Here is a 24,898-nt window from a genome sequence, read left to right on the forward strand (position 1 = left end):
GAACTTTCGTGGCCCGTATCACCCTTCGTCAGCTGCTCGATCACGCCGCCAGCCACGGCTATGCGGTGCCGGCGTTCAACATCAACAACATGGAGCAGGGTATTGCGATCATGCAGGCCGCGGCCGAGGTCGATGCGCCCGTGATCATCCAGGCCTCGCGCGGCGCACGCAGCTATGCCGGCGATCTCATGCTCTCGCACATGATCGACGCGCTGGAGCGGACCTATCCGGACATTCCGCTCTGCATGCACCAGGACCACGGCAATGACGAGGCGACCTGCGCCAGCGCCATCGCCCATGGCTTCACCTCGGTGATGATGGACGGCTCGCTCAAGGCCGACGCCAAGACCGCCGCCGATTACGACTACAATGTCGCGATCACCCGCCGCGTCGTCGATCTCGCGCATTGGGTGGGCGCCTCGGTCGAAGGCGAGCTCGGCGTGCTCGGCTCGCTCGAGCATGGCGGCGGCGAGCAGGAGGACGGCCACGGCGTCGAGGGCAAGGTCAGTTACGACCAGCTCCTCACCGATCCCGACCAGGCCGTCGACTTCGTCCGCGCCACCAAGGTCGATGCGCTCGCGATCGCGATGGGCACCTCGCATGGCGCCTACAAGTTCAGCCGCAAGCCTGATGGCGACATCCTGGCGATGCGGGTGGTCGAGGAGATTCACCGCCGCCTGCCGAACACGCATCTCGTGATGCACGGCTCCTCTTCGGTGCCGCAGCCACTCCAGGACATGTTCAATCAGTTCGGCGGTGAGATGCCGCAGACCTGGGGCGTGCCGGTGGAGGAGATCGTCCGTGGCATCAAGAGCGGTGTGCGAAAGGTCAACATCGACACCGACTGTCGCCTGGCGATGACCGCGGTGTTCCGCAAGGTCGCCGCGCAAACGCGCTCCGAGTTCGATCCGCGCAAATTCCTCAAGCCTGCGATGGATGCGATGCGCGAGCTCTGCCGCGATCGCTTCGAGCAGTTCGGCACCGCGGGCCACGCCGGCAAGATCAAGGTCATTCCCTTGAGCGAGATGGCGCGGCGTTATCGCGCCGGCGAGCTCGACCCGCGCATCGGCACCCGTGAGCCGGTCGCCGCCTAATCATTCAGAGAGAGAAGAGCAGGAGAGAGCCATGAATGCACACGCAGGAACTGTCCGCGGCAAAGAGCGCTATCGATCTGGCACGATGGAATACGCGCGCATGGGCTATTGGGAGCCCGACTACACGCCGAAGGACACCGATGTCATCGCGCTGTTCCGCGTGACGCCGCAGGAGGGCGTGGACCCCATCGAGGCGTCAGCGGCGGTTGCCGGCGAATCCTCGACCGCGACCTGGACGGTGGTGTGGACCGATCGCCTGACCGCTGCGGAGAAGTATCGCGCAAAGTGCTACCGCGTCGATCCGGTGCCCGGCACGCCGGGCTCGTACTTCGCCTACATCGCCTACGACCTCGACCTGTTCGAGCCGGGTTCGATCGCCAACCTCTCGGCCTCGATCATCGGCAACGTGTTCGGCTTCAAGCCGCTGAAGGCGCTGCGTCTGGAGGACATGCGCTTCCCGGTCGCCTATGTGAAGACGTTCCAGGGCCCGGCGACCGGCATCGTGGTCGAGCGTGAGCGGCTCGACAAGTTCGGCCGGCCGCTGCTGGGCGCGACGGTGAAGCCGAAGCTCGGCTTGTCCGGGCGCAACTATGGTCGCGTGGTCTACGAGGCGCTCAAGGGCGGGCTCGACTTCACCAAGGACGACGAGAACATCAACTCGCAGCCCTTCATGCATTGGCGTGACCGCTTCCTCTATTGCATGGAGGCCGTGAACCGCGCGCAGGCGGCGTCCGGCGAGGTGAAGGGCACCTACCTGAACATCACCGCGGGGACGATGGAGGACATGTACGAGCGCGCGGAGTTCGCGAAAGAGCTCGGGTCGTGCATCGTCATGATCGATCTCGTGATTGGCTACACCGCGATCCAGTCCATGGCGAAATGGGCACGACGCAACGACATGATCCTGCATCTGCATCGCGCCGGTCACTCGACCTATACCCGGCAGAAGAGCCACGGCGTGTCGTTCCGCGTCATCGCGAAGTGGATGCGGCTCGCCGGCGTCGACCACATCCATGCCGGCACGGTGGTCGGCAAGCTCGAAGGCGATCCCAACACCACGCGCGGCTATTACGACGTCTGCCGCGAAGACTTCAATCCGACCAAGCTCGAGCACGGGCTGTTCTTCGACCAGTCCTGGGCCAGCCTGAACAAGATGATGCCGGTCGCCTCCGGCGGCATCCATGCCGGCCAGATGCACCAGCTGCTCGATCTCCTTGGCGAGGACGTCGTGCTGCAATTCGGCGGCGGCACCATCGGCCATCCCATGGGCATTACGGCTGGCGCGATTGCCAACCGCGTGGCGCTCGAGGCGATGATCCTCGCCCGCAACGAGGGGCGCGACTACGTCCATGAAGGTCCGGAGATCCTGGCCAGGGCAGCCGAGACCTGCACGCCGCTGAAGGCTGCGCTCGAGGTCTGGAAGGACGTCACCTTCAACTATCAATCGACCGACACGCCGGACTTCGTACCGACCGCGCTGGAAACCGTTTGAGGAGTTTTGACATGAAACTGACCCAGGGCTGCTTCTCGTTCCTGCCTGATCTGACCGACGACCAGATCACCAAGCAGGTGCAGTATTGCCTGACCAATGGCTGGGCGGTGAATATCGAGTTCACCGACGATCCGCATCCCCGCAACACCTATTGGGAGATGTGGGGCCTGCCGATGTTCGACCTCCAGGACGCCGCCGGCGTGATGATGGAGCTTGCCGAATGCCGCAGGGTTTACGGCGACCGCTACATCCGCATCAGTGGATTCGACTCCAGCCATGGCTGGGAATCGGTGCGGATCTCGTTCCTCGTCAACCGCCCGCCGCAGGAAGCCGAGTTCGAGCTGGTGCGGCAGGAGGTGGGCGGACGCGTGATCCGCTACACCACCGTGCGCCGGCCGGCCGCGCACGCGTCGACCTAGTCACTCCTCTCCGCGCGGAGCACTCCCTGCTCCGTTTCCTTGGCGGACCACTGCTTCGCCGCTGCCCCGCGGCGAAGCTCTTTTCTTCGAGGTGCCGATGCTTGATGTCCCTCATGCGACGACCGCTGAAACGAGCGAGACCAGTTTCGATCTCCGCAAGGAGGCCGAGGCGGCCGGAATCACAGACACACTGCAACAGCTCGAGCAGGAGCTGATCGGCCTCCGGCCGGTCAAGAACCGCGTGCGCCAGATCGCGTCACTGCTGCTGATCGAGCGCATCCGCCAGCGTGCGGGGCTGGCATCGTCGCCACCGACGCTGCACATGTCGTTCACCGGTAATCCCGGCACGGGCAAGACCACGGTTGCGCTGCGCATGGCGAAGATCCTGCACGGCCTCGGTTTCGTGCGGCGCGGGCAGGTGATCTCGGTGACGCGCGACGATCTCGTCGGCCAGTATATCGGCCATACCGCGCCGAAGACGAAGGAGATATTGAAGAAGGCGATGGGCGGCGTGTTGTTCATCGACGAGGCCTACTATCTGCACCGGCCCGACAACGAGCGCGATTACGGCCAGGAGGCGATCGAGATCCTGCTCCAGGTGATGGAGAACCAGCGTGAGGACCTCGTCGTGATCCTCGCCGGCTATGGCGAGCGGATGACGAGCTTCTTTGCCTCCAACCCGGGCTTCCGTTCGCGCATCGCCCATCACATCGACTTCCCGGACTATGCCGAAGCCGAGCTGCTGGTGATCGCCGAGCTGATGCTGAAGGAGCGCGGCTATCGCTTCTCGGCCGCCGCGCGCGAGGCGTTCGAGACATACATCGCGCTACGCCGGACCCAGCCGTTCTTCTCCAATGCGCGCTCGATCCGCAATGCGGTCGATCGTATCCGCCTCCGGCAGGCCGATCGCCTGGTGTCCGATCTCAACCGGATGCTCGATGTCGTCGATCTCGAGACGATCGATCCGACGGATGTCCTTGCGAGTCGCGTTTTCAGCGGTGGTGCGGACGCGCAGAGGAGTGCGACGCCATGACGGGAGAAATCCTCATTGCGCCTTCGATCCTGGCCGCAGATTTCGCGCGCCTCGGTGAGGAGATCAGGGCTATTGATGCTGCCGGTGCCGACTGGATCCACTGCGACGTCATGGACGGACACTTCGTGCCGAACATCAGCTATGGCGCCGACGTCATCAAGGCGATCCGGCCGGCGACGGCGAAGATCTTTGACGTGCATCTGATGATCGCGCCTGTTGATCCCTATCTGGAGGCGTTCGCAAAGGCAGGCGCCGACGTCATCACGGTCCATGCCGAAGCCGGCCCGCATCTGGACCGCTCGCTCCAGGCCATCCGCGCGCTCGGCAAGAAGGCTGGTGTCAGCCTGTGTCCGGCTACACCGGAAGCCGCGATCGAATACGTGCTTGATCGTCTCGACCTCGTGCTGGTGATGACGGTCAATCCCGGTTTCGGCGGCCAGTCTTTCCTCGACTCCCAGATCGAGAAAATCAGGCGCATTCGAAGCATGATCGGCGGCCGGCCGATCCGGCTCGAGGTCGATGGCGGCATTACGCGCGACAATGCCGCCGCCGTGGCTGCCGCGGGCGCCGACACCCTCGTGGCTGGATCGGCCGTGTTCCGCGGCAAGAGCAGCGCGGATTATGCGGTCAACATCGCCGCCATCCGCGCTGCTGCGGAAGCCGGCAGGGTTCCGAAGCTGCAACATGGTTCGGCACAGACGATCCGGGCCGGCGAGACCGCGCTCACCCGGTAGAATACGGCATACAGGCGTGGCAGAGCCGGCGTCGCACTGGTCGTGCCTTGGCGTGCCACTTCTGTCCGGGGTTCTACAGGGCATGCGGCACAGCGCGGCGGGCCTTCCTCGCGCGAGAGTTCTGCGCAGAAATGCAGGGCAATTTCATCGGGTGGCCGGAATCGATCGAACGGTATCTTGATCTGATCTGCATCTCCGTCGCGCGCCGGCGCTACGTCCAGCCAATGAGTTCCACGTGGAGTCGTCCGAGAGGAACCAACGGGGGCCTGCGCGTTTTCCAGACGTTAACCCAGGTTGCGCGGGGCGCTTCGCATGCAGTAAATGTTTTGCATATCCGCCATCGGCCTGACGTAAATCAGGGCAATAAGCTCAGTGAATGCGAGGGAGGGTCTCATGGAGAACGTACGTCGCTACCGGGCGCTGGCGTCTCTCTGTCGTCAGCAGGCGGCCTATCGGCCGCTTCAGAACTGGCAACTCCTTGGCCAAGCCGAACATTTCGAATATCTCGCCGAGATTGCGCTGAAGGCGCATTTCGACGCGTGCAATGCGCAACCCGAGGACGACGCCATCGCCACTGCGCCATTTGACACTCCCGCTGCGGCGTGAGGGCGTCGGTCCGTTGCGGATCATCTCTCGATCAATGCGACATCAGCGTCGGGACCGTCATGGCTTCCAGCATGGCACGGGTGACGCCGCCGAGGAAGCGTTCCTGCAACCGCGAGTGGCCGTAGCCGCCCATGACCAGGAGGTCGAGGCTCTCGTCGGCGGCCAGCGACAGGATGGTCGGCTGGATGTCGGCGCGTGCCGCCGACAGGCTGACCGTGCGGGTCGACAATCCGCGCCGTCCGAGGTGTCTTGCCAGATGGCTTGCCGAGACCTCGTCGGGAACGGCGTCGGCTTCGTTGATCGTGATGATCACGATCTCCTCGGCGCGGGCCAGCAAGGGAGCGGCGTCGCGCATCGCGCGGGCGGCGAGGCGGCTGCCATCCCAGCAGATGCCGATCCGGTTCGCCTTGACTGGCCCACGAAAGGTGTAGGGCAGGAACAGCACTGGTCCGCCCGCCTGGAACAGGATCTCGCCGGGCATATCATTGTCGAATGAGCCTTGCGCCGGATCGGGCTGCAGCACGATGCTGAGATCGTGGAGCCGCGCCATCTCGCCGAGCGAGCCGGCTGCATCCGCCGGGATTGCGCCGAGCGGGTGGCAGGTGCAGGAGATGCCGGCGCTCCTGGCTTCGCTCTGGAATATCGCCAATGCGGCCTCGGCCCGCTCCAGCGCGCGCTCGCGCTCCATCTCGAATACGGCCGCTACGGCGGCACCGCCATCCATGACGTAGGCAGTGCTGCTCGCAACGTACCCGACGGCGACCGCGTCGATGTGCGCGTTGAGTCTCGCCGCGAGCGAGATCGAGCCGTCGATCACCGCGTGCATCGGGCGCTCGGTCGGGATGTGGACGAGAATGTCTTTGTACATGGCGTGCCTCCGATGGACATCATCCAGTGGCCGCAGTCTATCACTGCGCACGTGGCCTGTGTTGAGCCGCATCAAATATGCAGCCCTGATTTTCGGCCGGGCCGCTGGCCGCGGCACCTTTGCCAAGATTTAATCGGACGGACGGGACGCCGTAAGGTGACGATGTCCATGTTGGGTGCAAGGCGACTTACCCAACATGGACATTTCGACATGAACGATCGCGTCAATTCCGACACCACCACGACCCGCAAGATCTTGAAGCCGCGCCGGCTTGCGCTGCTGGGCACCGTGGCCGCGCTTGGCGTGGCCGTGCTGGCTGCCTCTCCCGCTTCGTCGCAGTTCGGTCTGAACTCCTTCGTCGCGCCGGCCCAGGCCGCGGAAGCCGCCGCGACCCCGCCGGGCTTCGGCGATCTCGTCAGCAAGGTCAAACCCGCCGTCATCTCGGTGCGGGTCAGGATCGACCAGGACAATGACAAGAGCGCGATGCTGCAACAGAACCGGATGGATTCGGACGAAGATTCGCCGTTCGACCAGTTTTCGCGGCAGTTCGGCTTCCGCGGCCCGGGTGGCATGAACGGCATGCCGCGCCAGCGCCACCAGATGATCACGGGCGAGGGTTCCGGCTTCTTCATCTCCGCCGACGGCTATGCCGTGACCAACAACCACGTCGTCGATCACGCCGAGTCGGTACAGGTGACCATGGATGACGGCACGAGCTACACCGCGAAGGTGGTCGGCACCGATCCGAAGACCGATCTCGCTCTGATCAAGGTCGAGGGCAAGAAGGACTTCCCGTTCGTCAAATTCTCCGACCAGAAGCCGCGGATCGGCGACTGGGTCGTCGCGGTCGGCAATCCCTTCGGCCTCGGCGGCACCGTGACCGCCGGCATCGTCTCGGCCAACGGTCGCGACATCGGCAACGGTCCCTATGACGACTTCATCCAGATCGACGCGCCGATCAACAAGGGCAATTCCGGCGGTCCGGCCTTCGACATGAACGGCAATGTGATCGGCGTGAACACCGCGATCTTCTCACCCTCCGGCGGTTCGGTCGGTATCGGCTTCGACATTCCGGCTTCCACCGCGAAGCTCGTCGTCGCGCAGCTGAAGGACAAGGGCTCGGTCACCCGCGGCTGGCTCGGCGTCCAGGTGCAGCCGGTGAGCGCCGAGATCGCCGACAGTCTCGGCCTCAAGGAGGCGCGGGGCGCGATCGTGGACAATCCGCAGGACGGCAGCCCCGCGGCGAAGGCCGGCATCGAGGCGGGCGACGTCATCACCGCCGTCAACGGTACCGCGATCAAGGACTCCCGCGATCTCGCCCGCACCATTGCCACCCTGGCGCCGGGCACCTCCGTGAAGCTCGACGTCTTCCACAATGGCGCGAGCAAGACGGTGACGCTCGCCCTCGGCGAGTTGCCGAACGAGCGGCAGGCCAAGGCCGGCGAGGGCAAGGCGCAGCCGAACACCGGCACGCCGCGCCTCGGTCTCAGCCTGGCGCCGGCCGGCGACGTCCAGGGCGCGGGCCAGAAGGGCGTCGTCGTCACCGAGGTCGATCCGCAGGGACCCGCCGCGCAGCGCGGCATCCAGACCGGCGACGTCATTCTCAATGTCGGCGGCAAGGCCGTCGCCAATGTCGGCGACGTCCGCTCCGAGCTGGCGCAGGCCAAGTCATCCGGCAAGAACAGCGTGCTGTTGCAGGTGAAGAGCCAGGAAGCGACGCGGTTCGTCGCGGTGCCGCTAGCGTAAGCCTCGCGCTTCCTGCGGCAAACTCAAAAGGCGGCCTGCGGGCCGCCTTTTTCGTGCACGTCTGGAAGATTCCCACAGACGCCGATAACATTCTCGTTAACGGCAGTCTTGATGACGGGTTCGTCCGAAAAAGCCGCGTTCGCTCGTCACAGTTCGGAATCGCGTGTTGGGCTTTGGCGTCAATGAAGACGCCCAGGCGAATTGCAGGAGTGGAACCTCGAACGCCCGGCCCTCTTGTGGAACCGGTGGTTCGCATTTGATCGGTGCCGACATGGATCGATTGAAGCTCTCGCTGAGGTGTGCGCTGCTCGTGGCGCCGCTTGTTCTGACGACCGGAAGCGCCTTGGGGCGCGACGATGGCCGTTACGCCAACTCGCCCCTGAAACCCTGGTTCGACAGCTTGCGCAGCCATCTCGGGCCCTGCTGCTCGGATGCAGATGGCTTTGCTGTTTCCGATCCCGATTGGGAATCGCACGATGGGCACTATCGCGTGCGGCTCGACGGGCAGTGGGTGGACGTGCCTGATGAGGCCGTCATCACGGAGCCAAACCGGGCTGGCCACACCATGGTGTGGCCGGTGAAGACTGCGTTCGGGATTTCGATCCGCTGCTTCATGCCGGGCAGCATGATCTGACTCGGGTCGGCGCTACCGCTTGCTGGATTTGCGCTTCGAGGTCTTCTTCGTTTTCTTGGTCGTCTTCTTGGTCGTCTTCCTGGTCGTCTTCTTGGCCGTCTTCTTTTTGGAGGTCTTTCGCTTCGACGCTTTCTTCGGGATCTTCTTGCCCTTCGCGCGCGCTTCCGACAGACCGATTGCGATCGCCTGCTTGCGACTCTTCACGCGTCCGCCACGACCGCCGGGGCCGCTTTTCGCGGTGCCCTTCTTGTAACGACGCATCTCGCGCTCGACATCGCTGCCGGAGCTGCGTGAGTAGCGGCGCTTCTTTGCCTTGCGTGCCATCAACTCTCTCCCTTGGCCCGGGGAGAGAACCGCATCACTGACCCAACGTTCCAAGCGCGGCGCTCTCCTCAGAAGGAGTTCGCCAACTCGATCTCGTCTTCCAGCGCTCGAATGCGGCGCGCAGCCTCAGTGGAGGACAGAGCCCGATCGTATTGAGTGGGCTGATAGGCCTCCTCGCTCAGACGCTTCAGCCTCAGCCCCTGTGCGCGCGTCATCTGCTCCGCGAGGAAAACCCTGGCGTCGTATTTACCCTGAACCTGCATCTGACCTCTCCGTTCTCAAATCGTGACTTGACTATATGTTCTTATTTTGTTCTAACAAGCCATGGACAACAGAATTAATGAAATTCGACGCAAAATCAGCGCCTTGAGGCTCGAAATGGCCGGCATCGAGGTGTCTGTACGCGACCTCGTCAATCGCGACCGCGACTGCACAGAAAAGGCCCTGGCGCAGATGGATATGCGCCGGAAAATCAACCTGCTGATCGGCGAATGGAAGGCGGCCGGTGGCGGCGATGTCTTGCCTGACGTCCGCGAGCGGGTACGCCTTCGTCCTGCAACGACATCCGGCAGTCCGCTGCGCGTGATCGCGCGCCGCTGAGAATTTTGGGAGCGTGCGGTGGAGGAAGACCCGGACACGTACCGGATTCTAAAACTGCGCGCCGAAATTCTCGAACTCGGCTCCGCTATCCGGCAATTGCAGCGCGAGGGTCTCGACGATGCCGCAGCGCAGCTCCTGATCGCACGCAAACGTGCACAGCTCGAGCATCTCGTGAAGGCGAATGCTGCGGGACGGCCGCCTTAGCGATGTGACGCTGGAAGGATTCCCAATCCAGCTCCAAACTCCAGCTCCAAAGCGAAAGGCCCCGCGTCGCCGCGAGGCCTTTGATTGTCGGCCGGAGATCACTTGGTGTTGCTCATCCCGCCCTTGTTGTTCGTCATGGTGCCCCCTTGGTCTGAGCCGGGGCCAGAACCACCTTGACCGGAGGGATCAGCGCCCTTGGAGGACTTGGTGTTGGCGCCTGTGGTCTGCGACGAGGACATCGAGGATCCCTGCTTGGCCTTGTGCGACTTGGCCTGCGCGGCGAACGGAGCGGCGGCGAGGCCGGTTGCCAACATCACGGTGAGAGCGAGCTTGGTGGTTTTCATGCGTGGGAACTCCCTGGGTTGAATTGACGCAGGCAGCCAACCGCCATTTGCCGCAGGAGTTCCGAATGAAAGCGCTCGGCGCGCGTCACGCGCGCTTCAAAATTCCTTGTCCTCGGCGAGGATGAACACCAGGCCCGTGAGCGTCGCGCCGATCGCGAACGTCGTCACCAGTGTGATGATGAAGACCATGGCGGCCGAATGCCCGCCGTGGTTCAGCAAATTCGCGACCGCCGGATTGAACAGGACGACGGCGAGACCGAAGACAAGGCCGAGGGCTGCGCCCATCATCGCATGCGTCATCAGCTTGATGACGCCGGTCGGAGAGATGAGGCTCGGCGACTTTTTCCCGCGCATGGAACCGCCTCGCGGTGTGGCATAAAACGCGCACGACGATTGCGGGTTCCATTCTCATGACGATTTTGTCATTCCCCGCTTCATCCGACGTTCATGGCGGTCTTGCGAGGATGAATGCCATCAACACGGGAACATTCGATATGGGTAAGGTCGTCTTTCTCTATCGCTCGCTGGCCTATCGCAACGCCGCTGCGGACATGCTGCGCAAGGCGCGCAGGCTGCCGCGCGGCGCCGAGCGGAGCGCAGCCCGCCGTTACGCGCGGGCGCTGCGCGAGCTTTCGCAAACGGAAGCCTGGCTGGAAGGACGTGTCGCTGACGAACCGCAGGCGATGCAGCCGATGAGGGTCGCTGCGGCGCGCTAGAGCATTATCGTTTCTGAGGGAATCAGAACCGAGGCTCCGGATTCTCGCTTTCACGCGCTTTCCTCGGAGCCCACTTCGCTCGCAAACGCTCTAGCCTGAGGCCCGCTGAAGGGGTTCGGACGGAGCCGCGTCGAACTTGCTCGCGGCCGCCGGCCCTACGGTCTTCCGCGTCAGAGGCACCTCGAGCCGGCACAACAGGCCTTCGGCACGCCAGTCGAACTCCGCCTGTCCGCCGAGTTGCGATTCCACACTGGCAAGCAGGCTCCGCGTGCCGAAGCCACGGGATTTCGGCGTCCTCACCAGCGGACCGCCGGTTTCGTCCCAGGTCAGTGTGAGGTGGTCGTCCTCGACCTGCCAGCCGATCGCAAGCCGCCCCGACCGCGTCGAGAGCGCGCCATATTTCGCCGAGTTGGTGAAGAGCTCATGCAGCGCCAGCGCCAGCGTCTGCGCTGTCGCCGGCACCAGCTGAACTTCCGGACCGGCCAGCTTGATCTGGCCGCCGAGCGAGTAGGGCGCGAGCTCCTCGTCGATCAGCCTCGAGAGTTCGGCGCCCTGCCAGCTCGACAGCGACAGGATCGTGTGCACGCGCGCCAGCGCGTTGATGCGCCCCTCGACGGCGTTGACGTAAGCCTTGACCTCGTCGGCGCGGGTGAGGCGCACGATCGATTGCGCCAGCGCCAGCGCATTCTTGGCGCGATGATCCACCTCGCGCGCAAGCAGGTTTTGTCTCTCTTCCGCGCGTTTGCGTTCGGTGATGTCCACGGTGACGCCGCTCACGCGTACCACGCGGCCGCCCTGGTCCACTGTCGCGGCTGCCGTGCCGACGCACCAGCGCACCTCGCCATCGGGCCGGCTGACGCGAAACTCGCCTTCATAGGCGTGCGCGCCGGTATTGAACGCGGCAATCGCCTGGCCGAACTGGTCGACGTCATCAGGGTGCAGCAGCGCCTGGATGTTGGCTGAGGTGACATTGAAGGTCTCCGGCGTCACGCCGAAGATGCGGTACTGGCCTTCGTCCCACATCCAGTCGCCGTTGACCCAGTCCCAATCCCAGGATCCCATCTTGCCGGCGGCGATCGCCATGCTGCGCCGCTCCTCGCTCTCGCGCAGCTTCGCGGTGGAATTCTCCAGTTCGGCCGTGCGTGCGCGAACGCGGTCCTCGAGCTCCTGGTTAAGCCGTTCGAGCTCGCGGGTCTTGCGGTAGAGTTCGGCAAACACCTTGATCTTGGCGCGCAGCACCTCCGGCACGACCGGCACCGGCACGTAATCGACCGCGCCCATCTCGTAGCCGCGCAGGCGGTCGATGTCGCTGACCTGAATGGCCGAGATGAAGATCATCGCGGTCTTCTGGAAGCGAGGGTGCTCGCGGATCATCGCGGCGAGCTCAAAGCCGTCGAGCTCGGGCATGCAGACGTCGACCAGGATCACCGCGATCTCGGTCTTGAGCAGCACCTCCAGCGCCTCGCGGCCCGATGATGCGATCACGAGGTTCTCGCCGAGTTCCTTCAGGATCACCTCGTAGGCGAGCAGCTTGGCCGGCTGGTCGTCGACGAGGAGGATGTTGACCTTTTCGTGGTCCATTCGCGGATCCAAACTCACCGGTGCAGCCACATGCGGATCGCAAGCAGCAATTGATCGGTGTTGACGGGTTTGGCGAGGTAGTCGGACGCACCGGCTTCCAGGCATTTCTCACGGTCGCCCTTCATCGCCTTGGCGGTCAGCGCGATGATCGGAAGGCGGGCGAAGGCCGGATTTTCGCGAATGACGCCGATGGTCTGATAGCCATCCATCTGCGGCATCATGATGTCCATCAGCACAATGGCGATCTCCGGATTGGATTCGACCAGCGTCACCGCCTCGCGGCCGGTCGTGGCCGTCAGCACCTTCATGCCCCGCCGTTCCAGAACGCTCGACAGCGCGAAGATGTTGCGGGCGTCGTCGTCGACGAGCAGGGCGGTCTTGCCGATCAGGTCTTCGTCGGAACTGTTCAGCTTCTCCAGCATGCGCTGCTTCTCGACCGGCAGTTCCGTGATCACGCGATGCAGGAACAAGGCGGTCTCGTCGAGCAGGCGTTCCGGCGATTCCACGCCCTTGACCACGATGCTGCGCGCCATGGTGTGGAGTTCCGCATCCTCCTCCGCCGAGAGCTCGCGGCCGGTGAAGACCACCACCGGAACGTTCGACAGGCTCTCGTCGTTGCGGATCTGGTCCAGCACCTCGAAGCCGCTCATGTCGGGCAGCCGCAGGTCGAGCACCACGCAATCGCAGGGTGCCTCGCGCAGCGTCGAGAGCGCGCCGGCGCCGGTGTCCGTCGTCACGATCTCGATGTCGTCGTGATGCAGCAGCTCGCGGATCGAGAGCTGCTCGGCCTCGTTGTCCTCGACGATCAGGAGCCGCTTGCGCCGCGGCCGCGCATATTCCTTGATCTGCGTCAGCGCGGCTGAGACGCCCTCGGTCGTGGTCGGCTTGTTGACGAAGGAGAAGGCGCCGCGGGCCAGCGCATGCTGCCGGTCCTCGTCGAGCGTGATGATCTGCACGGGGATGTGGCGTGTCAGCGGATTGTGCTTGAGCTGGCTCAGCACCGTCCATCCCAGCATGTCAGGCAGGAACACGTCGAGCGAAACGGCCCGCGGCTGATACTGCTTGGCAAGCTCCAGCGCCTCCGCACCGCGCGCGGCGACCAGAACCTTGAAGCCTTTGTCGCGAGCGAGATCGACCAGCACGCGGGCATAATGCGGATCGTCCTCGACGATAAGCAGGATGGTGTCGCCGGGTTCGAGATTGAGCCTGTCGTCGGCAATCTGCTCGATGACGCGCTGCTGTTCGGGCGCGGCCGCTTGCAACGCCGGTGGCTGACTGTACTGCTGCGGCGCGGGCGCACGCGGCGCGAGCGTCGGGCCGGAATATTTCAGCGGCAGATAGAGCGTGAAGGACGAGCCCTTGCCGGGCGCGCTGCGCAGATGGATCTCGCCGCCGAGCAGGCTTGCGAGCTCGCGGCTGATCGCAAGTCCGAGACCGGTGCCGCCATATTTGCGGCTGGTGCCGGCGTCGGCCTGCTGGAACGCCTCGAAGATCAGCTTCTGCTTCTCCAGGGGAATGCCGATGCCGGTGTCCGTCACTTCGAACGCGATCACCGCCGGCGCGGAGTTCAGCACCGGATGATCCGTGCCCCAGCCGCCGACCGCGGCGACGACCTTCAGGCGCACCTCGCCTTCGGCGGTGAATTTGAAGGCGTTGGAAAGCAGGTTCTTGAGGACCTGCTGCAGGCGCTTGGAGTCGGTGACGATGCTGCGCGCAAGGTTCGGGTCGACGTCGATCTTGAACGACAGGTTGCGGTTTTCCGCCTCGTGCCGGAACGGCCGCCCGACGGTCTCGAGCAGGTTCGCAGTCAAAATCTCCTCGGCGTCGACCGTCACCGTGCCGGATTCGATCTTGGAGAGATCCAGGATGTCGCTGATGAGGTTGAGCAGGTCGGTTCCGGCGCCATGGATGGTGCGGGCGAACTCGACCTGCTTGGCCGAGAGGTTGCCATCCGGATTGTCTGTGAGCTGCTGTCCCAGGATCAGGATCGAGTTCAGCGGCGTGCGCAGCTCGTGGCTCATATTGGCGAGGAATTCGGACTTGTACTTCGAGGTCAGTGCGAGCTCGGTCGCCTTTTCCTCCAGCGCGCGGCGGGCCTGCTCGATTTCCTGGTTCTTGCGCTCGACCTCGACGTTGCGCTCGGCGAGCTGCTGCGCCTTCTGCTCGAGCTGGTCGTTGGTCTGCTGCAATTCGCGCTGCTGGGTCTGGAGCTCGCCGGCGAGCTGCTGCGACTGCTTGAGCAGGCCTTCGGTCTGCATCGTCGCCTCGATCGAGTTGAGCACGATGCCGATGGAGTCGGTAAGCTGCTCGAGGAACGTCATCTGCGAGGTCGTGAACGAGGTCAGCGAGGCGAGCTCGATCACCGCCTTGACCTGGCCTTCGAACAGCACCGGCAGCACGACGAGGTTCTTTGGCGCGACGCGGAACAGCGCCGAGTTGATCGGCACCACGTCGGGTGGAATGTCGGCGATGACGCGCGGCCGTCTGTCGAGGGCGCATTGGCCGATCAGGCCGTCGCCGAGCGGGAGCACGCGCTGATAGGGATAGACGCCGTCGCCGGCATAGGAGGCGAGCAGCAGGAGCCGCGGACTATCCTCGTTCTCGACCTGGTAGATCACGCCGGTATGGGCGTTCACCAGGGGGGACAATTCGGTCAGCAGCAGCCGGCCGACGGTGGTGAGATCGCGCTGGCCCTGGAGCATGTTGGTGAATTTCGCGAGGTTGGTCTTCAGCCAGTCCTGCTCGGTGTTCACGTCCGTCGTGAGACGGAGGTTCGTGATCATCGTGTTGATGTTGTCTTTCAGCTCGGCGAGCTCGCCGCGGGCATCGACTTGGATCGACGGGGTGAGGTCGCCCTTGGTCACGGCGGTCGCGACTTCCGCGATCGCGCGCACCTGCGAGGTGAGGTTGGCCGCGAGCAGGTTGACGTTGCCGGTGAGGTCCTTCCAGGTGCCGGCCGCGCCGGGCACGTCGGCCTGACCGCCCAGCCGTCCTTCGACGCCGACCTCGCGCGCCACCGACGACACCTGATCGGCGAAGGTCGCGAGCGTCTCGGTCATGTTGTTGATGGTGTCGGCGAGCGCCGCCACTTCGCCCTTCGATTTCACGGTGAGATTTTGTTTCAAATCACCGTTCGCAACCGCGGTCACCACCTTGACGATGCCGCGGACCTGCTCGGTCAGGTTCGCCGCCATGAAGTTGACGGTGTCGGTGAGGTCCTTCCAGGTGCCGGCCACACCGGGCACCTGGGCCTGGCCGCCGAGCTCGCCTTCGGTACCGACTTCGCGCGCGACGCGGGTGACTTCGCCGGCAAACGCGTTGAGCTGGTCCACCATGGTGTTGATGGTGTTCTTCAGCTCGAGGATTTCGCCCTTCACGTCCACGGTGATCTTGCGGGACAAGTCGCCGCGCGCGACGGCGGTGGTGACCTCGGCGATGTTGCGGACCTGCGTCGTGAGGTTCGCGGCCAGCAGGTTGACGTTGTCGGTGAGATCCTTCCAGGTGCCGCCGACGCCGGGCACGACGGCCTGACCGCCGAGCCGGCCTTCGGTGCCGACTTCGCGCGCCACGCGCGTCACTTCGGCCGCGAACGAGCGGAGCTGCTCCACCATCGTGTTCAGGGTGTCCTTGAGCAGCAGGATCTCGCCGCGCACGTCCACCGTGATCTTCTTCGACAGGTCGCCGCCGGCGATCGCGGTCGCGACCTCGGCGATGTTGCGGACCTGGGCCGTCAGGTTCGAGGCCATGAAGTTGACGTTGTCGGTGAGGTCCTTCCAGGTGCCGGCAACGCCGGGCACTTCGGCCTGGCCGCCGAGCTTGCCCTCGGTGCCGACCTCGCGCGCCACGCGCGTCACTTCGCCGGCAAAGCCGTTGAGCTGGTCCACCATGGTGTTGATGGTGTTCTTCAGCTCGAGAATTTCGCCCTTCACGTCCACGGTGATCTTGCGGGACAAGTCGCCACGCGCCACGGCGGTGGTCACTTCGGCGATGTTGCGGACCTGTGCGGTGAGGTTGCCCGCCATCGAGTTCACGCTGTCGGTGAGATCCTTCCAGGTGCCGGCGACGCCGGGCACGTTGGCCTGACCGCCGAGGCGGCCTTCGGTGCCGACCTCGCGCGCGACGCGCGTCACCTCGCCCGCGAAGCGGTTGAGCTGGTCGACCATCGTGTTGAGCGTGTCTTTCAGCTGAAGGATCTCGCCGCGCACGTCCACCGTGATCTTGCGCGAGAGGTCGCCGCCAGCGATGGCGGTTGCGACCTCGGCGATGTTTCGGACCTGTGCGGTGAGGTTGCCCGCCATCGAGTTGACGTTGTCGGTGAGATCTTTCCAGGTGCCGGCGACACCCGTCACCTGCGCCTGACCACCGAGCTTGCCTTCGGTGCCGACCTCGCGGGCGACGCGCGTGACTTCGCCGGCGAAGGCGTTGAGCTGGTCGACCATGGTGTTGAGCGTTTCCTTCAGCTGAAGGATTTCGCCCGACACGTTCACCGTGATCTTCTTCGACAAGTCGCCCTTCGCAACGGCGGTGGCGACCTCGGCGATGTTACGGACCTGGCCGGTCAGGTTCGAGGCCATCGAGTTGACCGAGTCCGTCAAGTCCTTCCAGGTACCGGCGACGCCGCGCACTTGGGCCTGCCCGCCGAGCTTGCCTTCGGTGCCGACCTCGCGCGCGACGCGGGTGACTTCGCCGGCGAAGGCGTTGAGCTGGTCCACCATCGTGTTGATAGTGTCTTTCAGCTCCAGGATTTCGCCGCGCACGTCCACGGTGATCTTCTTCGACAGATCGCCGCCCGCGACCGCCGTCGTCACCTCGGCGATGTTGCGGACCTGTGCGGTCAGGTTCGACGCCATCGAGTTGACGCTCTCGGTGAGGTCCTTCCAGGTGCCGGCGACGCCGAGCACGTTGGCCTGACCGCCGAGCCGCCCCTCGGTGCCGACCTCGCGCGCGACGCGCGTGACTTCGCCGGCAAACGCATTGAGCTGGTCCACCATGGTGTTGAGCGTTTCCTTCAGCTGAAGGATCTCGCCCGAGACGGTCACCGTGATCTTCTTCGACAAGTCGCCGCCGGCGATGGCGGTCGCGACGTCGGCGATGTTGCGGACCTGCGCGGTCAGGTTCGACGCCATGAAGTTGACGTTGTCGGTGAGGTCCTTCCAGGTGCCGGCCACACCTGGCACCTGGGCCTGGCCGCCGAGCTTGCCCTCGGTGCCGACCTCGCGCGCCACGCGGGTCACTTCGGAGGCGAAGGCGTTGAGCTGGTCCACCATCGTGTTGATGGTGTCCTTCAATTCCAGAATTTCGCCGCGCACGTCCACTGTGATCTTGCGGGACAAGTCGCCGCGCGCCACGGCGGTGGTCACATTGGCGATGTTACGAACCTGTGCGGTAAGGTTGCCGCACATCGCGTTGACGGAGTCCGTCAGATCCTTCCAGGTGCCGGCGACGCCGGGCACGATGGCCTGGCCGCCGAGCTTGCCGTCGGTGCCGACCTCGCGCGCCACGCGCGTCACTTCGGAGGCGAAGGAGCGCAGCTGGTCCACCATCGTGTTGATGGCTTCCTTGAGCTGAAGGATCTCGCCGCGGACGTCGACGGTGATCTTCTTGGACAAGTCGCCGTTGGCGACCGCGATCGTGACCTCGGCGATGTTGCGAACCTGGTTGGTCAGGTTGTTCGCCATCGAGTTGACGCTCTCGGTCAGATCCTTCCAGACGCCGGTCACCTCAGGCACCTGGGCCTGGCCGCCGAGCTTGCCTTCGGTGCCGACCTCGCGGGCCACGCGCGTCACCTCGGAGGTGAACACGCCGAGCTGCTTGATCATGGTGTTGACGATGGTCGCCGACTGCAGGAATTCGCCGCGCAGCGGGCGGCCGTCGACGTCCAGCTTGACGGTCTGGAGCAGGTCGCCTTGCGCCACCGCCGCGACCGCGCGCGTCACTTCGCGCGTCGGCCACAGCAGATCGTCGATCAGCGTGTTGACGGAGCCTTCCATGTCGGCCCAGGAGCCGCTGGCAAGGCCGAACTTCACGCGCTGGCGGGTCTTGCCCTCGCGCCCCACGACCTGACCGACCAGCTCGAGTTGCTGCGCCATGCGCTGGTTGGCGGCGATGATTTCATTAAAAGTGTCGGCGATCTTGCCGTCGATGCCGAGATAGTCCCCGCTCATCCGCACCGAAAAATCGCCGCTGCGCATGGCCTGCAAGACAAGCAGCAATTCCGGCCGGGAATCCGGGTCCGACATACCGTTGTTTTTTGGCTTTGGAACGCGACGACCGGAGCGTGATGCAGTTCCGGGATCGAGGTCGCTCATACTGATTCCCCCGCGGCGTCGGCCGAATCCAAGGCGTGACGCAGTTGTCAAAATAGAGCGTCAGCCAAATTCGAAATCAAGCGCCAACGTTGCGGCGCTTGGAATTGGAACCTGCCATGCTCAGCCCGGTCAAAATAACGATGAGGAGTGACGATGGTTCCATCCCGTTCAGGAAAAAGCCGCCCTGGCCGCTGGCATTCTGGCCTGCACCAGAGCTCCCAGCCCCAAGCTGGTGCCAAGCTGGCCCGCCCAGCTGGCGCGGGGCTGTGACCGGCGACCCCGCCGCAAGCTCCGCCACGCCACACGCTGATTCGCAGACCACGGGGACCGCGACCAGATCGAACCCCAGCGGCAGCGGCACCTCGACCTCGGGCGGCAGGGACGACAACGGCGATGCCGGCCGGGACAAGATGCCTGAGAGTAACCGTACGGTGCGGCCGGACAACCAGCAGCAACACCCGGAAGACAAATAGGGCTGCTATTTGTCCGCCATGGTGCGCTCCGCATCTTTGACCTGCGTGCGCAGCATCGGCAATTGCTCGCGCGCGAAGGCCGCGAGCGCAGGATTGTCGGGCGCTTTCAGATAGCGCTCGAGGAGACTGATGGCGGAGTCATATTCGGGAATTTGCGCGGCATAGAAGCTTCTGACGTAAGTTGGTCCATCCGCGCTTTCTGGCTCGGCGAGGCTTGCGCTCACTGACGTCGTCTTGCCGGCGTGCGGCTCCGCACCGATCGCGTCCTGAATCTGCTTCAGGATCTTGTCGCGCTTGCCTGCTTCCTCGGCGCGCAGGGCCGCGAGATTTTTCACCTCCGCATTGCCTTTCAGGTCGGTGCTCTCCAGCAGGCCCTGCTGGAAACGGCTGAAAGTGTAGAGGCCGTTGATGACATCGGTTGCGGTCGGCACGCGGTCGCCGGCCGTTCGCTCGCCCCTACTGTCGGCGAACGCCGAGGTGCTGACGAAAGCCAGGATGATCGCGACGAGAATCCTCATGCATCTCCAATGACCGATGGCGTGCGAAGTTCCCTGGCGTTACCATCCGGTAAGGGCGATTGCAGAGCGAGAGTTCCGTCCCCACATCTTCTGTATGAAACAGTCTGACATGTTCAGGGATAACGCCGACAATTGCCTTCAGCTCGCCGAGCGCGCGGAAGGGCAGCCCGCCCACAAGCGCTATTTGCGTATGGCGGATGCCTGGACGGCATTGGCGACCGAGCAGGACTGGCTGGATGGTGAAATCCCGCCCGTAAAGGTCCGCGTCCTCCGAACGCAGGATGCGTGAACGCTCGCATCTTCGTCAATCTGCATGTGAGACCGCTCACGGAATGCAAGCAAACAATCCAGGATCATCCACGAACAGTCGATCGCGTTGATTATTCCAGAAGGAGGTTTTGCGATGGCTCCACGTCTGGCTCTTCTTTCGCTCATTCTCGCCTTTGGCGTCTCGGTCGCGTTCGCGACAGTGACGACGGTGCGGCAGGTGCATCTGGAGAATGCATCGGCGGCAATCCACGCCACGCATAGTTAGCGCTGCGGGCCTCGCGCGCTGGAACATTCGTTGTGCCGGCGCGTAAGCGCTTCAGGACATCTGGAGAGGCGAGAGGACATCATGGCGCATTCCGACCACGGCATCGTCAAGGACAAGCGGGCGGAAGATCAACCGCGCGACAAGCAACGCGCGCAAACCGTGCACAAGACGGATCCGAAGGGCTCGCCGTCGCGTGAGGCGACGCGCGATCCCAAGCTCAACGATAACACCAAGACGCCGGGCTCAGGCGTGATGCCGGACGATTCCGGCGACGCGCCGACCGGCTAGTTCTCGCGAGGAACGAATCCCCGCGCGAAGCGTCGACAGGCTGCTTCCGGTTGTCATACCCCCGGTGAGCCGGAAGCAATCTCCAAGGACGGCCCTGGCACCACTGTGCCGGGGTCGTTTTGCTTGGCGAGGGACGTTCGATCAGTCGTTGCCGCCTTCGGTGTGTCCGTCGGGTCCGCGGCCGAACACCCCGAAGCTGCTCGACTTCACGCCGGCCACTGCATCAACGCCCACGGCGGCCAATCCGAACTTGAGGAGCTCGCGGACCGCTGCCGCCCGCGTCGGCATCCGATGTTTGAACCGGAAATCGTCGATGGCGGCCAGCTCTTCCGGGGAGAGCATGATCTGGAGGCGCTCGGCGCGAAGGTCATTCATGGTCGATCACGCAAAGTGAGTAAGTTGAGTAGTTTGCTCAACGAACGAGTCTGGCGCGAGTTCCACAAGAGTCGGAAAAATCACCAGATGAGTAAAAATACCCATTAAAATCAATAAGTTATTATTGAAACAACTCTGACGGTGGCGCATTCTCTCGGAGAGGGAGAAGAGGCCATGACGGAGGAAGTCAGGTTACCCCGCAAGCTTTCCGAAGAGCCCGAGGCGCCCAAGCCGGTGCGTCCGAGTCATCAGAAGGTCATCGAGCAAGTCGAGCGCTGGGCCAACAGCTCGGGGCTGCAACCACCGAGGATGGAAGATGCGAAGACGATCTGAGCCGCATACATTTGAGCAACGTCTCAAGGCAGAGCAGCTGCGGCTCGAGCAGGAATTGTCGGGCTTGCCGGATGGACAGCAGCGCGATTCTGTCGTGGCGCGCATCGATCAGCTTCAGACCGCTGCTGCGATGCATGATTTCCTGATGCTACGGGAGGCCGCGGCCGCTCGCTGATTGCCCCTGGCGTCCGTGCTCCGTGCGGCGAGAGGTGATGCGAAGCGTCCGCCTCAGCCACCACGCCGACACCGAAACCAGGACCCAGACCAGAATGGCGATGGCGAACGCGCCGATGATGCTTGCCGATACCGTGACGTAGAACGCGGCCGCGAACGCTGCGAGGCCGATACTTCCAAGGCCAGCGCCCGCGGCGTCCAGCGCGGCCGCCTGCTGTCCGCGCCTCCGTCCGCTGAAACCGGCCTTCTCCTTGGCGCGGCGCTCATGGCTTTCGATCAGCGTGGCGCTGGCGCAGAAGACGGCGGGAAGCGCGAGGAAGAGCCCGCCGGCTGAAGCGCCGAACCGCGCTCCCACGACGCCTGCGAAAACCGTCGCCAGTCCACCGAGCAGGAAGCGAACGCCGTATTCGTACCAGCGCGTCTGATGAAGCGACGACGATGACAGCTTGATCAGCATCAGGCGGCACCTCCAAGACCCGCGAGCAGGCCGAAGGCGACTGCGAGCCATACGGCAAAAGCGACGATGGTGGCGGGCAGCGCCGCGAGCCGAAATCTCATCAGGAGATGGCAGACGACGAGGCTGTAGCATGCGAGGGCGACCGCGCCGTAAATCATGGTCCGGCTTTCGGCCGCAGCGTAGCGCGGGCCGTGCTGAACGACCGCGATGCCGAGCGTGGCGAGCGCGACCGACGGCGCGGCGCCGAGGAGGCCGCCAAAACTCTTGGGCTTGAGCGCGTCACCGAGGATTGCGAACGCGGATACGATCACGCCGCCGGCGATGAAGCGCACGACATATTCAGTCATGGCGACGCCCGCCATCGTCGTTTCCGCGCCGCGGTTTGGTCAGCGTCCATGGCCGCATCAGTCGCTCCACGGCCGCACCAAGGACGAAGCCCGCGACGACGTCGCTCGCCCAATGCGCGAGCACCGCAATCCGAGTCAGCGAAAGCCCGACCGCAACCGCGCGTAGCAACCGACGCGGGGTTTTCGGCAGCAAGCCGGCCGCGGAGGCAAGCGCGCCCATATGAACCGCGTGACCGGAAGGGAAGGCGTCGCGCGCCTGTCCCGAGATCGGAACTCCATGTCGGTGCCCTCGTATGGTCAGCCGGTCTGGTCTGATCTGATCGAACATGGATTTCAGGACGTGGGGCAGAACGGCCGTCGCCAGTGAAACAGCTAGAACGTGGTTTGCAATGGGCCGCTGTTGCGGCTGCCGAAGATGAGCGTAGAGCCAACCCGCGGCAGCCAGCGCGAGCAACACGTGCTCGTCGGCGGCCCAGGTCAATGTCTGCGCGGTGTGCTCGAGGCCTGAATTGGTGTGATCAGCGATCTCATCCGCGATCGCGATGTCGATCTTGGTAGGTTTGACGTCAACTAATGCCATCGGTTTTCGAGCGTGATATCCTTCATGACATTCCTGTAAAGCTTGGATGACCGCGAAGGTTCCTGAGTGGCAGTCTGCGCTGCTCCGCTCATGTGGATGGCGTTACGGCTGTCCCGATCCGCCCGCCGAGCCATACACCTGGCCCGTCGCGTAGCTCGCATCGGTCGCGGCAAGCTGCACATAGATCGAAGCGAGCTCGGCCGGCTGGCCGGGGCGACCGAGCGGCGTCATGTCGCCGAACTTCTCGAGCTTCTCCATCGTGGCGCCGCCGGAGACCTGGAGTGGCGTCCAGATCGGTCCCGGAGCGACGCCGTTGACGCGAATGCCCTTCGGCGCGAGCTGCTTCGCCAGCGACTTCACGTAGTTCATCGTCGCGGCCTTGGTCTGTGCATAATCGTAGAGGTCCGGCGAGGGATCGTAAGCCTGCTCCGACGTCGTGCCGATGATGCAGGAGCCCGGCTTGAGATGCGGCATCGCTGCCTTGATGATCCAGAACGGCGCGTAGATGTTGGTCTTCATGGTCGCGTCGAAATCTTCCGACGAGACGTCGAGGATCGAGGCGCGCGTCTGCTGCCGTGCCGCGTTGTTGACGAGGATGTCGAGCCCGCCGAGGCCTTGCACGGACTGCTCGACCAGCTTCTTGCAGAACGCTTCATCCTTGAGATCCCCGGGGATCGCAAGCCCGGTGCGCCCTTCCTTCCTGATCAGAGCGATCACCTCCTGTGCGTCGGGCTCTTCCGCCGGCAGATAGTTGATGGCGACGTCGGCGCCCTCGCGCGCATAGGCGATCGCAGCCGCGCGGCCCATGCCGGAATCGCCACCGGTGATCAGCGCCTTCCGGCCGGCGAGCCGGCCGGAGCCCCTGTAGCTGGTCTCGCCGTGGTCCGGCCGAGGTTCCATCTTGCCGGCAAGGCCCGGCCAGGGCTGCGACTGCTTCTTGAACGGCGGCTTCGGAAAGCGGGTGACGGGATCAATCAGGTCGTGCTCGGCCATCTCTGTGTTTCCTTTCGCTGACGAAGACGCCAGCGAAGCCGCAGCGAGCGTCGCGCTCGCCGCGTGAACGACGTGCCGGCGGGATACTGAAGTCTTGCCTTGATGCGCCATGGTGGTCTCCGCAACCTTGCGATCTCGACGAGCGGGACGAGTGGAGAGGTTGCTAACATGAGGACGCCGGTGAGGCCGGCATCCTTACGCGATGATTACCTGGACTGCCCGACGCTAGGCGCCTTGCCGAGCTCCTTGGCCATATCGAGATGATGCTTGAGTGCCGGCAGCGTCTTGCCGGCCCAGTCCTTCAGCGCCGAGTTGTCGCCACCCTTGGCGTAGCGCTCGAATAGCGAGACCGCGTCCTCATGCGCGCTGACCTGATAGGAGTTGTAGTCCGAGGTGAAATCCTTGCCCGTAACGCCCTTGAGCTTGTCGAGCTTGCTCTGGTGCGCACTGTCGAGCGCCGTCGGCAGGGTCGCCTGCACCTTGCCGTCGCCGACCAGGCCCTTGAGCTGGCTGCTGGTCTTGGTGTGGTCGGTCACCATTTGCTGGGCGAAGGATTTCTCCTGCGCAGTGCCCTTCTGCTCGGCGAGCTTGCTGGATTCGATTTCGAACATGTCGCTGATGGCGACCTCCTTGACGAAATCGGCGGTCGCGGGCGCGACGCCGAGCGCCGAGTTGATGCCGGTTTTCTCGCCGAGCGACTGGGCGAGCGCGGGGCCTGTGAAAAGCACGCAAGCAAAGGCGATGACGGCACGTCTCATGGTCGGTCCTCCGGATTGGCGACGCGGCCGCTGGCCGCGCGGGTCTTTGCGCCGACCAACACCGCGCCGGGACCGAGGTTCCTAATCCGTCGGATTGCGACCGGTGCGCGGATTGATCGGATCGGTCGGCTTGCGCCGCAACCTCTCAGGCAGGAACGGTTCTGCCGGCGAGGCCGACGGAACAGCGCGCACATCGGCGTGTCGCTGCGCCCGCTCATGCGGGGTCTGGTTGGTGTTGAACTGTCGCTTGACGTCGACACCGTCGACGGGATCGTTGATGCCGTGCTGGATATCGCGAAAATCGCTCATGCTTCACCTCACGCCAGGTGTCCTGATGTGAATACGAGAACGGCGCGTTTTCCGT

General features: G+C 64.2%; 30 protein-coding genes. 15 read left to right on the forward strand and 15 right to left on the reverse strand.

Annotated features, from left to right (window positions below):
- Window positions 1–8 precede the first annotated feature (8 nt).
- The 6 genes from fba (at window position 9) to AC5ZFO_RS28625 (ending at window position 5,378) form a co-directional block, all read left to right on the forward strand.
- Complete coding sequence (gene fba, locus AC5ZFO_RS28600; protein WP_282521494.1) at window positions 9–1,094, forward strand: class II fructose-bisphosphate aldolase; 1,086 nt, start codon at window positions 9–11, stop codon at window positions 1,092–1,094.
- Window positions 1,095–1,125: 31 nt separating this feature from the next.
- Window positions 1,126–2,586, forward strand: a complete 1,461-nt coding sequence (locus AC5ZFO_RS28605) for a form I ribulose bisphosphate carboxylase large subunit (protein ID WP_282521493.1) — start codon at window positions 1,126–1,128, stop codon at window positions 2,584–2,586.
- Between the two features lie 11 nt (window positions 2,587–2,597).
- Window positions 2,598–3,005: a ribulose bisphosphate carboxylase small subunit gene (locus AC5ZFO_RS28610; protein WP_282521492.1), complete on the forward strand. Its 408-nt coding sequence runs from the start codon at window positions 2,598–2,600 to the stop codon at window positions 3,003–3,005.
- Window positions 3,006–3,102: 97 nt separating this feature from the next.
- Window positions 3,103–4,038: a CbbX protein gene (gene cbbX / locus AC5ZFO_RS28615; protein ID WP_496122872.1), complete on the forward strand. Its 936-nt coding sequence runs from the start codon at window positions 3,103–3,105 to the stop codon at window positions 4,036–4,038.
- On the forward strand, window positions 4,035–4,772 hold the full coding sequence (gene rpe, locus AC5ZFO_RS28620; RefSeq protein WP_282521490.1) for a ribulose-phosphate 3-epimerase: 738 nt from the start codon (window positions 4,035–4,037) through the stop codon (window positions 4,770–4,772). The genes cbbX and rpe overlap by 4 nt, the downstream gene beginning before the upstream one ends.
- 393 nt (window positions 4,773–5,165) lie before the next feature.
- Window positions 5,166–5,378 carry a hypothetical protein gene (locus tag AC5ZFO_RS28625; RefSeq protein WP_496122873.1) on the forward strand — a complete coding sequence of 71 codons (213 nt, stop codon included), beginning with the start codon at window positions 5,166–5,168 and terminating at the stop codon, window positions 5,376–5,378.
- Window positions 5,379–5,409: 31 nt separating this feature from the next.
- On the opposite strand, the gene AC5ZFO_RS28630 is transcribed toward AC5ZFO_RS28625, so the two are convergent.
- Entirely contained in the window at window positions 5,410–6,246 is an 837-nt protein-coding gene (locus AC5ZFO_RS28630) for a universal stress protein (RefSeq protein WP_282521489.1), read from the reverse strand.
- A gap of 210 nt (window positions 6,247–6,456) precedes the next feature.
- Between AC5ZFO_RS28630 and AC5ZFO_RS28635 the strand changes: the two genes are divergently transcribed.
- A complete protein-coding gene (locus tag AC5ZFO_RS28635) occupies window positions 6,457–7,992 on the forward strand; it encodes a Do family serine endopeptidase (RefSeq protein WP_282521488.1) in 1,536 nt (511 codons plus the stop codon).
- A gap of 271 nt (window positions 7,993–8,263) precedes the next feature.
- Window positions 8,264–8,626 (forward strand): hypothetical protein, encoded by a 363-nt coding sequence (locus AC5ZFO_RS28640; protein ID WP_028148242.1) that lies wholly within the window; start codon window positions 8,264–8,266, stop codon window positions 8,624–8,626.
- Between the two features lie 12 nt (window positions 8,627–8,638).
- Here the strand turns inward: AC5ZFO_RS28640 and AC5ZFO_RS28645 are convergent, their stop codons facing one another.
- Window positions 8,639–8,950: a DUF6496 domain-containing protein gene (locus AC5ZFO_RS28645; protein ID WP_282521487.1), complete on the reverse strand. Its 312-nt coding sequence runs from the start codon at window positions 8,948–8,950 to the stop codon at window positions 8,639–8,641.
- A gap of 68 nt (window positions 8,951–9,018) precedes the next feature.
- Complete coding sequence (locus AC5ZFO_RS28650; RefSeq protein ID WP_063984955.1) at window positions 9,019–9,213, reverse strand: DUF3072 domain-containing protein; 195 nt, start codon at window positions 9,211–9,213, stop codon at window positions 9,019–9,021.
- A 115-nt stretch (window positions 9,214–9,328) separates the two neighbouring features.
- Here AC5ZFO_RS28650 and AC5ZFO_RS28655 point away from each other — a divergent pair, with 115 nt between their 5' ends.
- Complete coding sequence (locus AC5ZFO_RS28655) at window positions 9,329–9,550, forward strand: hypothetical protein (protein ID WP_282521587.1); 222 nt, start codon at window positions 9,329–9,331, stop codon at window positions 9,548–9,550.
- Window positions 9,551–9,568: 18 nt separating this feature from the next.
- Entirely contained in the window at window positions 9,569–9,754 is a 186-nt protein-coding gene (locus AC5ZFO_RS28660; RefSeq protein WP_282521486.1) for a hypothetical protein, read from the forward strand.
- Window positions 9,755–9,852: 98 nt separating this feature from the next.
- Here AC5ZFO_RS28660 and AC5ZFO_RS28665 read toward each other — a convergent pair whose 3' ends face one another.
- The gene (locus tag AC5ZFO_RS28665) at window positions 9,853–10,098 is read right to left on the reverse strand and encodes a hypothetical protein (protein WP_028148238.1); all 246 of its coding nucleotides are present in this window, start codon (window positions 10,096–10,098) and stop codon (window positions 9,853–9,855) included.
- Window positions 10,099–10,194: 96 nt separating this feature from the next.
- Window positions 10,195–10,452, reverse strand: a complete 258-nt coding sequence (locus tag AC5ZFO_RS28670) for a hypothetical protein (RefSeq protein WP_166350479.1) — start codon at window positions 10,450–10,452, stop codon at window positions 10,195–10,197.
- 56 nt (window positions 10,453–10,508) lie between these two features.
- On the opposite strand from AC5ZFO_RS28670, the gene AC5ZFO_RS28675 reads away from it, so the two are divergent.
- Window positions 10,509–10,814 (forward strand): hypothetical protein, encoded by a 306-nt coding sequence (locus AC5ZFO_RS28675; protein WP_496122874.1) that lies wholly within the window; start codon window positions 10,509–10,511, stop codon window positions 10,812–10,814.
- 90 nt (window positions 10,815–10,904) lie between these two features.
- Here the strand turns inward: AC5ZFO_RS28675 and AC5ZFO_RS28680 are convergent, their stop codons facing one another.
- The 3 genes from AC5ZFO_RS28680 to AC5ZFO_RS28690 form a co-directional block, all read right to left on the reverse strand.
- On the reverse strand, window positions 10,905–12,395 hold the full coding sequence (locus AC5ZFO_RS28680) for an HWE histidine kinase domain-containing protein (RefSeq protein WP_496122875.1): 1,491 nt from the start codon (window positions 12,393–12,395) through the stop codon (window positions 10,905–10,907).
- Between the two features lie 14 nt (window positions 12,396–12,409).
- A complete protein-coding gene (locus tag AC5ZFO_RS28685; protein ID WP_282521483.1) occupies window positions 12,410–18,703 on the reverse strand; it encodes a HAMP domain-containing protein in 6,294 nt (2,097 codons plus the stop codon).
- 478 nt (window positions 18,704–19,181) lie between these two features.
- Complete coding sequence (locus AC5ZFO_RS28690; RefSeq protein WP_282521481.1) at window positions 19,182–19,694, reverse strand: DUF4142 domain-containing protein; 513 nt, start codon at window positions 19,692–19,694, stop codon at window positions 19,182–19,184.
- A 94-nt stretch (window positions 19,695–19,788) separates the two neighbouring features.
- Here AC5ZFO_RS28690 and AC5ZFO_RS28695 point away from each other — a divergent pair, with 94 nt between their 5' ends.
- The 3 genes from AC5ZFO_RS28695 (at window position 19,789) to AC5ZFO_RS28705 (ending at window position 20,517) form a co-directional block, all read left to right on the forward strand.
- Window positions 19,789–19,983, forward strand: a complete 195-nt coding sequence (locus AC5ZFO_RS28695) for a hypothetical protein (protein ID WP_282521480.1) — start codon at window positions 19,789–19,791, stop codon at window positions 19,981–19,983.
- A 114-nt stretch (window positions 19,984–20,097) separates the two neighbouring features.
- On the forward strand, window positions 20,098–20,229 hold the full coding sequence (locus tag AC5ZFO_RS28700) for a hypothetical protein (RefSeq protein WP_256376429.1): 132 nt from the start codon (window positions 20,098–20,100) through the stop codon (window positions 20,227–20,229).
- 81 nt (window positions 20,230–20,310) lie between these two features.
- The gene (locus AC5ZFO_RS28705; protein ID WP_282521479.1) at window positions 20,311–20,517 is read left to right on the forward strand and encodes a hypothetical protein; all 207 of its coding nucleotides are present in this window, start codon (window positions 20,311–20,313) and stop codon (window positions 20,515–20,517) included.
- A 141-nt stretch (window positions 20,518–20,658) separates the two neighbouring features.
- Here the strand turns inward: AC5ZFO_RS28705 and AC5ZFO_RS28710 are convergent, their stop codons facing one another.
- The gene (locus AC5ZFO_RS28710; RefSeq protein WP_282521478.1) at window positions 20,659–20,892 is read right to left on the reverse strand and encodes a hypothetical protein; all 234 of its coding nucleotides are present in this window, start codon (window positions 20,890–20,892) and stop codon (window positions 20,659–20,661) included.
- A gap of 174 nt (window positions 20,893–21,066) precedes the next feature.
- On the opposite strand from AC5ZFO_RS28710, the gene AC5ZFO_RS28715 reads away from it, so the two are divergent.
- On the forward strand, window positions 21,067–21,225 hold the full coding sequence (locus AC5ZFO_RS28715) for a hypothetical protein (RefSeq protein ID WP_282521477.1): 159 nt from the start codon (window positions 21,067–21,069) through the stop codon (window positions 21,223–21,225).
- 148 nt (window positions 21,226–21,373) lie between these two features.
- On the opposite strand, the gene AC5ZFO_RS28720 is transcribed toward AC5ZFO_RS28715, so the two are convergent.
- The 6 genes from AC5ZFO_RS28720 to AC5ZFO_RS28745 form a co-directional block, all read right to left on the reverse strand.
- Window positions 21,374–21,856: a hypothetical protein gene (locus AC5ZFO_RS28720; protein WP_282521476.1), complete on the reverse strand. Its 483-nt coding sequence runs from the start codon at window positions 21,854–21,856 to the stop codon at window positions 21,374–21,376.
- Window positions 21,856–22,203: a DUF3147 family protein gene (locus tag AC5ZFO_RS28725; protein ID WP_496122889.1), complete on the reverse strand. Its 348-nt coding sequence runs from the start codon at window positions 22,201–22,203 to the stop codon at window positions 21,856–21,858. Before AC5ZFO_RS28725 ends, AC5ZFO_RS28720 begins: the two co-directional genes overlap by 1 nt.
- Window positions 22,196–22,783, reverse strand: a complete 588-nt coding sequence (locus AC5ZFO_RS28730; RefSeq protein ID WP_282521475.1) for a phosphatase PAP2 family protein — start codon at window positions 22,781–22,783, stop codon at window positions 22,196–22,198. Before AC5ZFO_RS28730 ends, AC5ZFO_RS28725 begins: the two co-directional genes overlap by 8 nt.
- A 102-nt stretch (window positions 22,784–22,885) precedes the next feature.
- Window positions 22,886–23,776: an SDR family oxidoreductase gene (locus AC5ZFO_RS28735; protein ID WP_282521474.1), complete on the reverse strand. Its 891-nt coding sequence runs from the start codon at window positions 23,774–23,776 to the stop codon at window positions 22,886–22,888.
- A gap of 206 nt (window positions 23,777–23,982) precedes the next feature.
- Entirely contained in the window at window positions 23,983–24,534 is a 552-nt protein-coding gene (locus AC5ZFO_RS28740) for a DUF4142 domain-containing protein (RefSeq protein WP_282521473.1), read from the reverse strand.
- Between the two features lie 81 nt (window positions 24,535–24,615).
- Entirely contained in the window at window positions 24,616–24,843 is a 228-nt protein-coding gene (locus AC5ZFO_RS28745; RefSeq protein ID WP_282521472.1) for a hypothetical protein, read from the reverse strand.
- Window positions 24,844–24,898: the final 55 nt, after the last annotated feature.

Source organism: Bradyrhizobium sp. Unk1, from assembly GCF_059512345.1.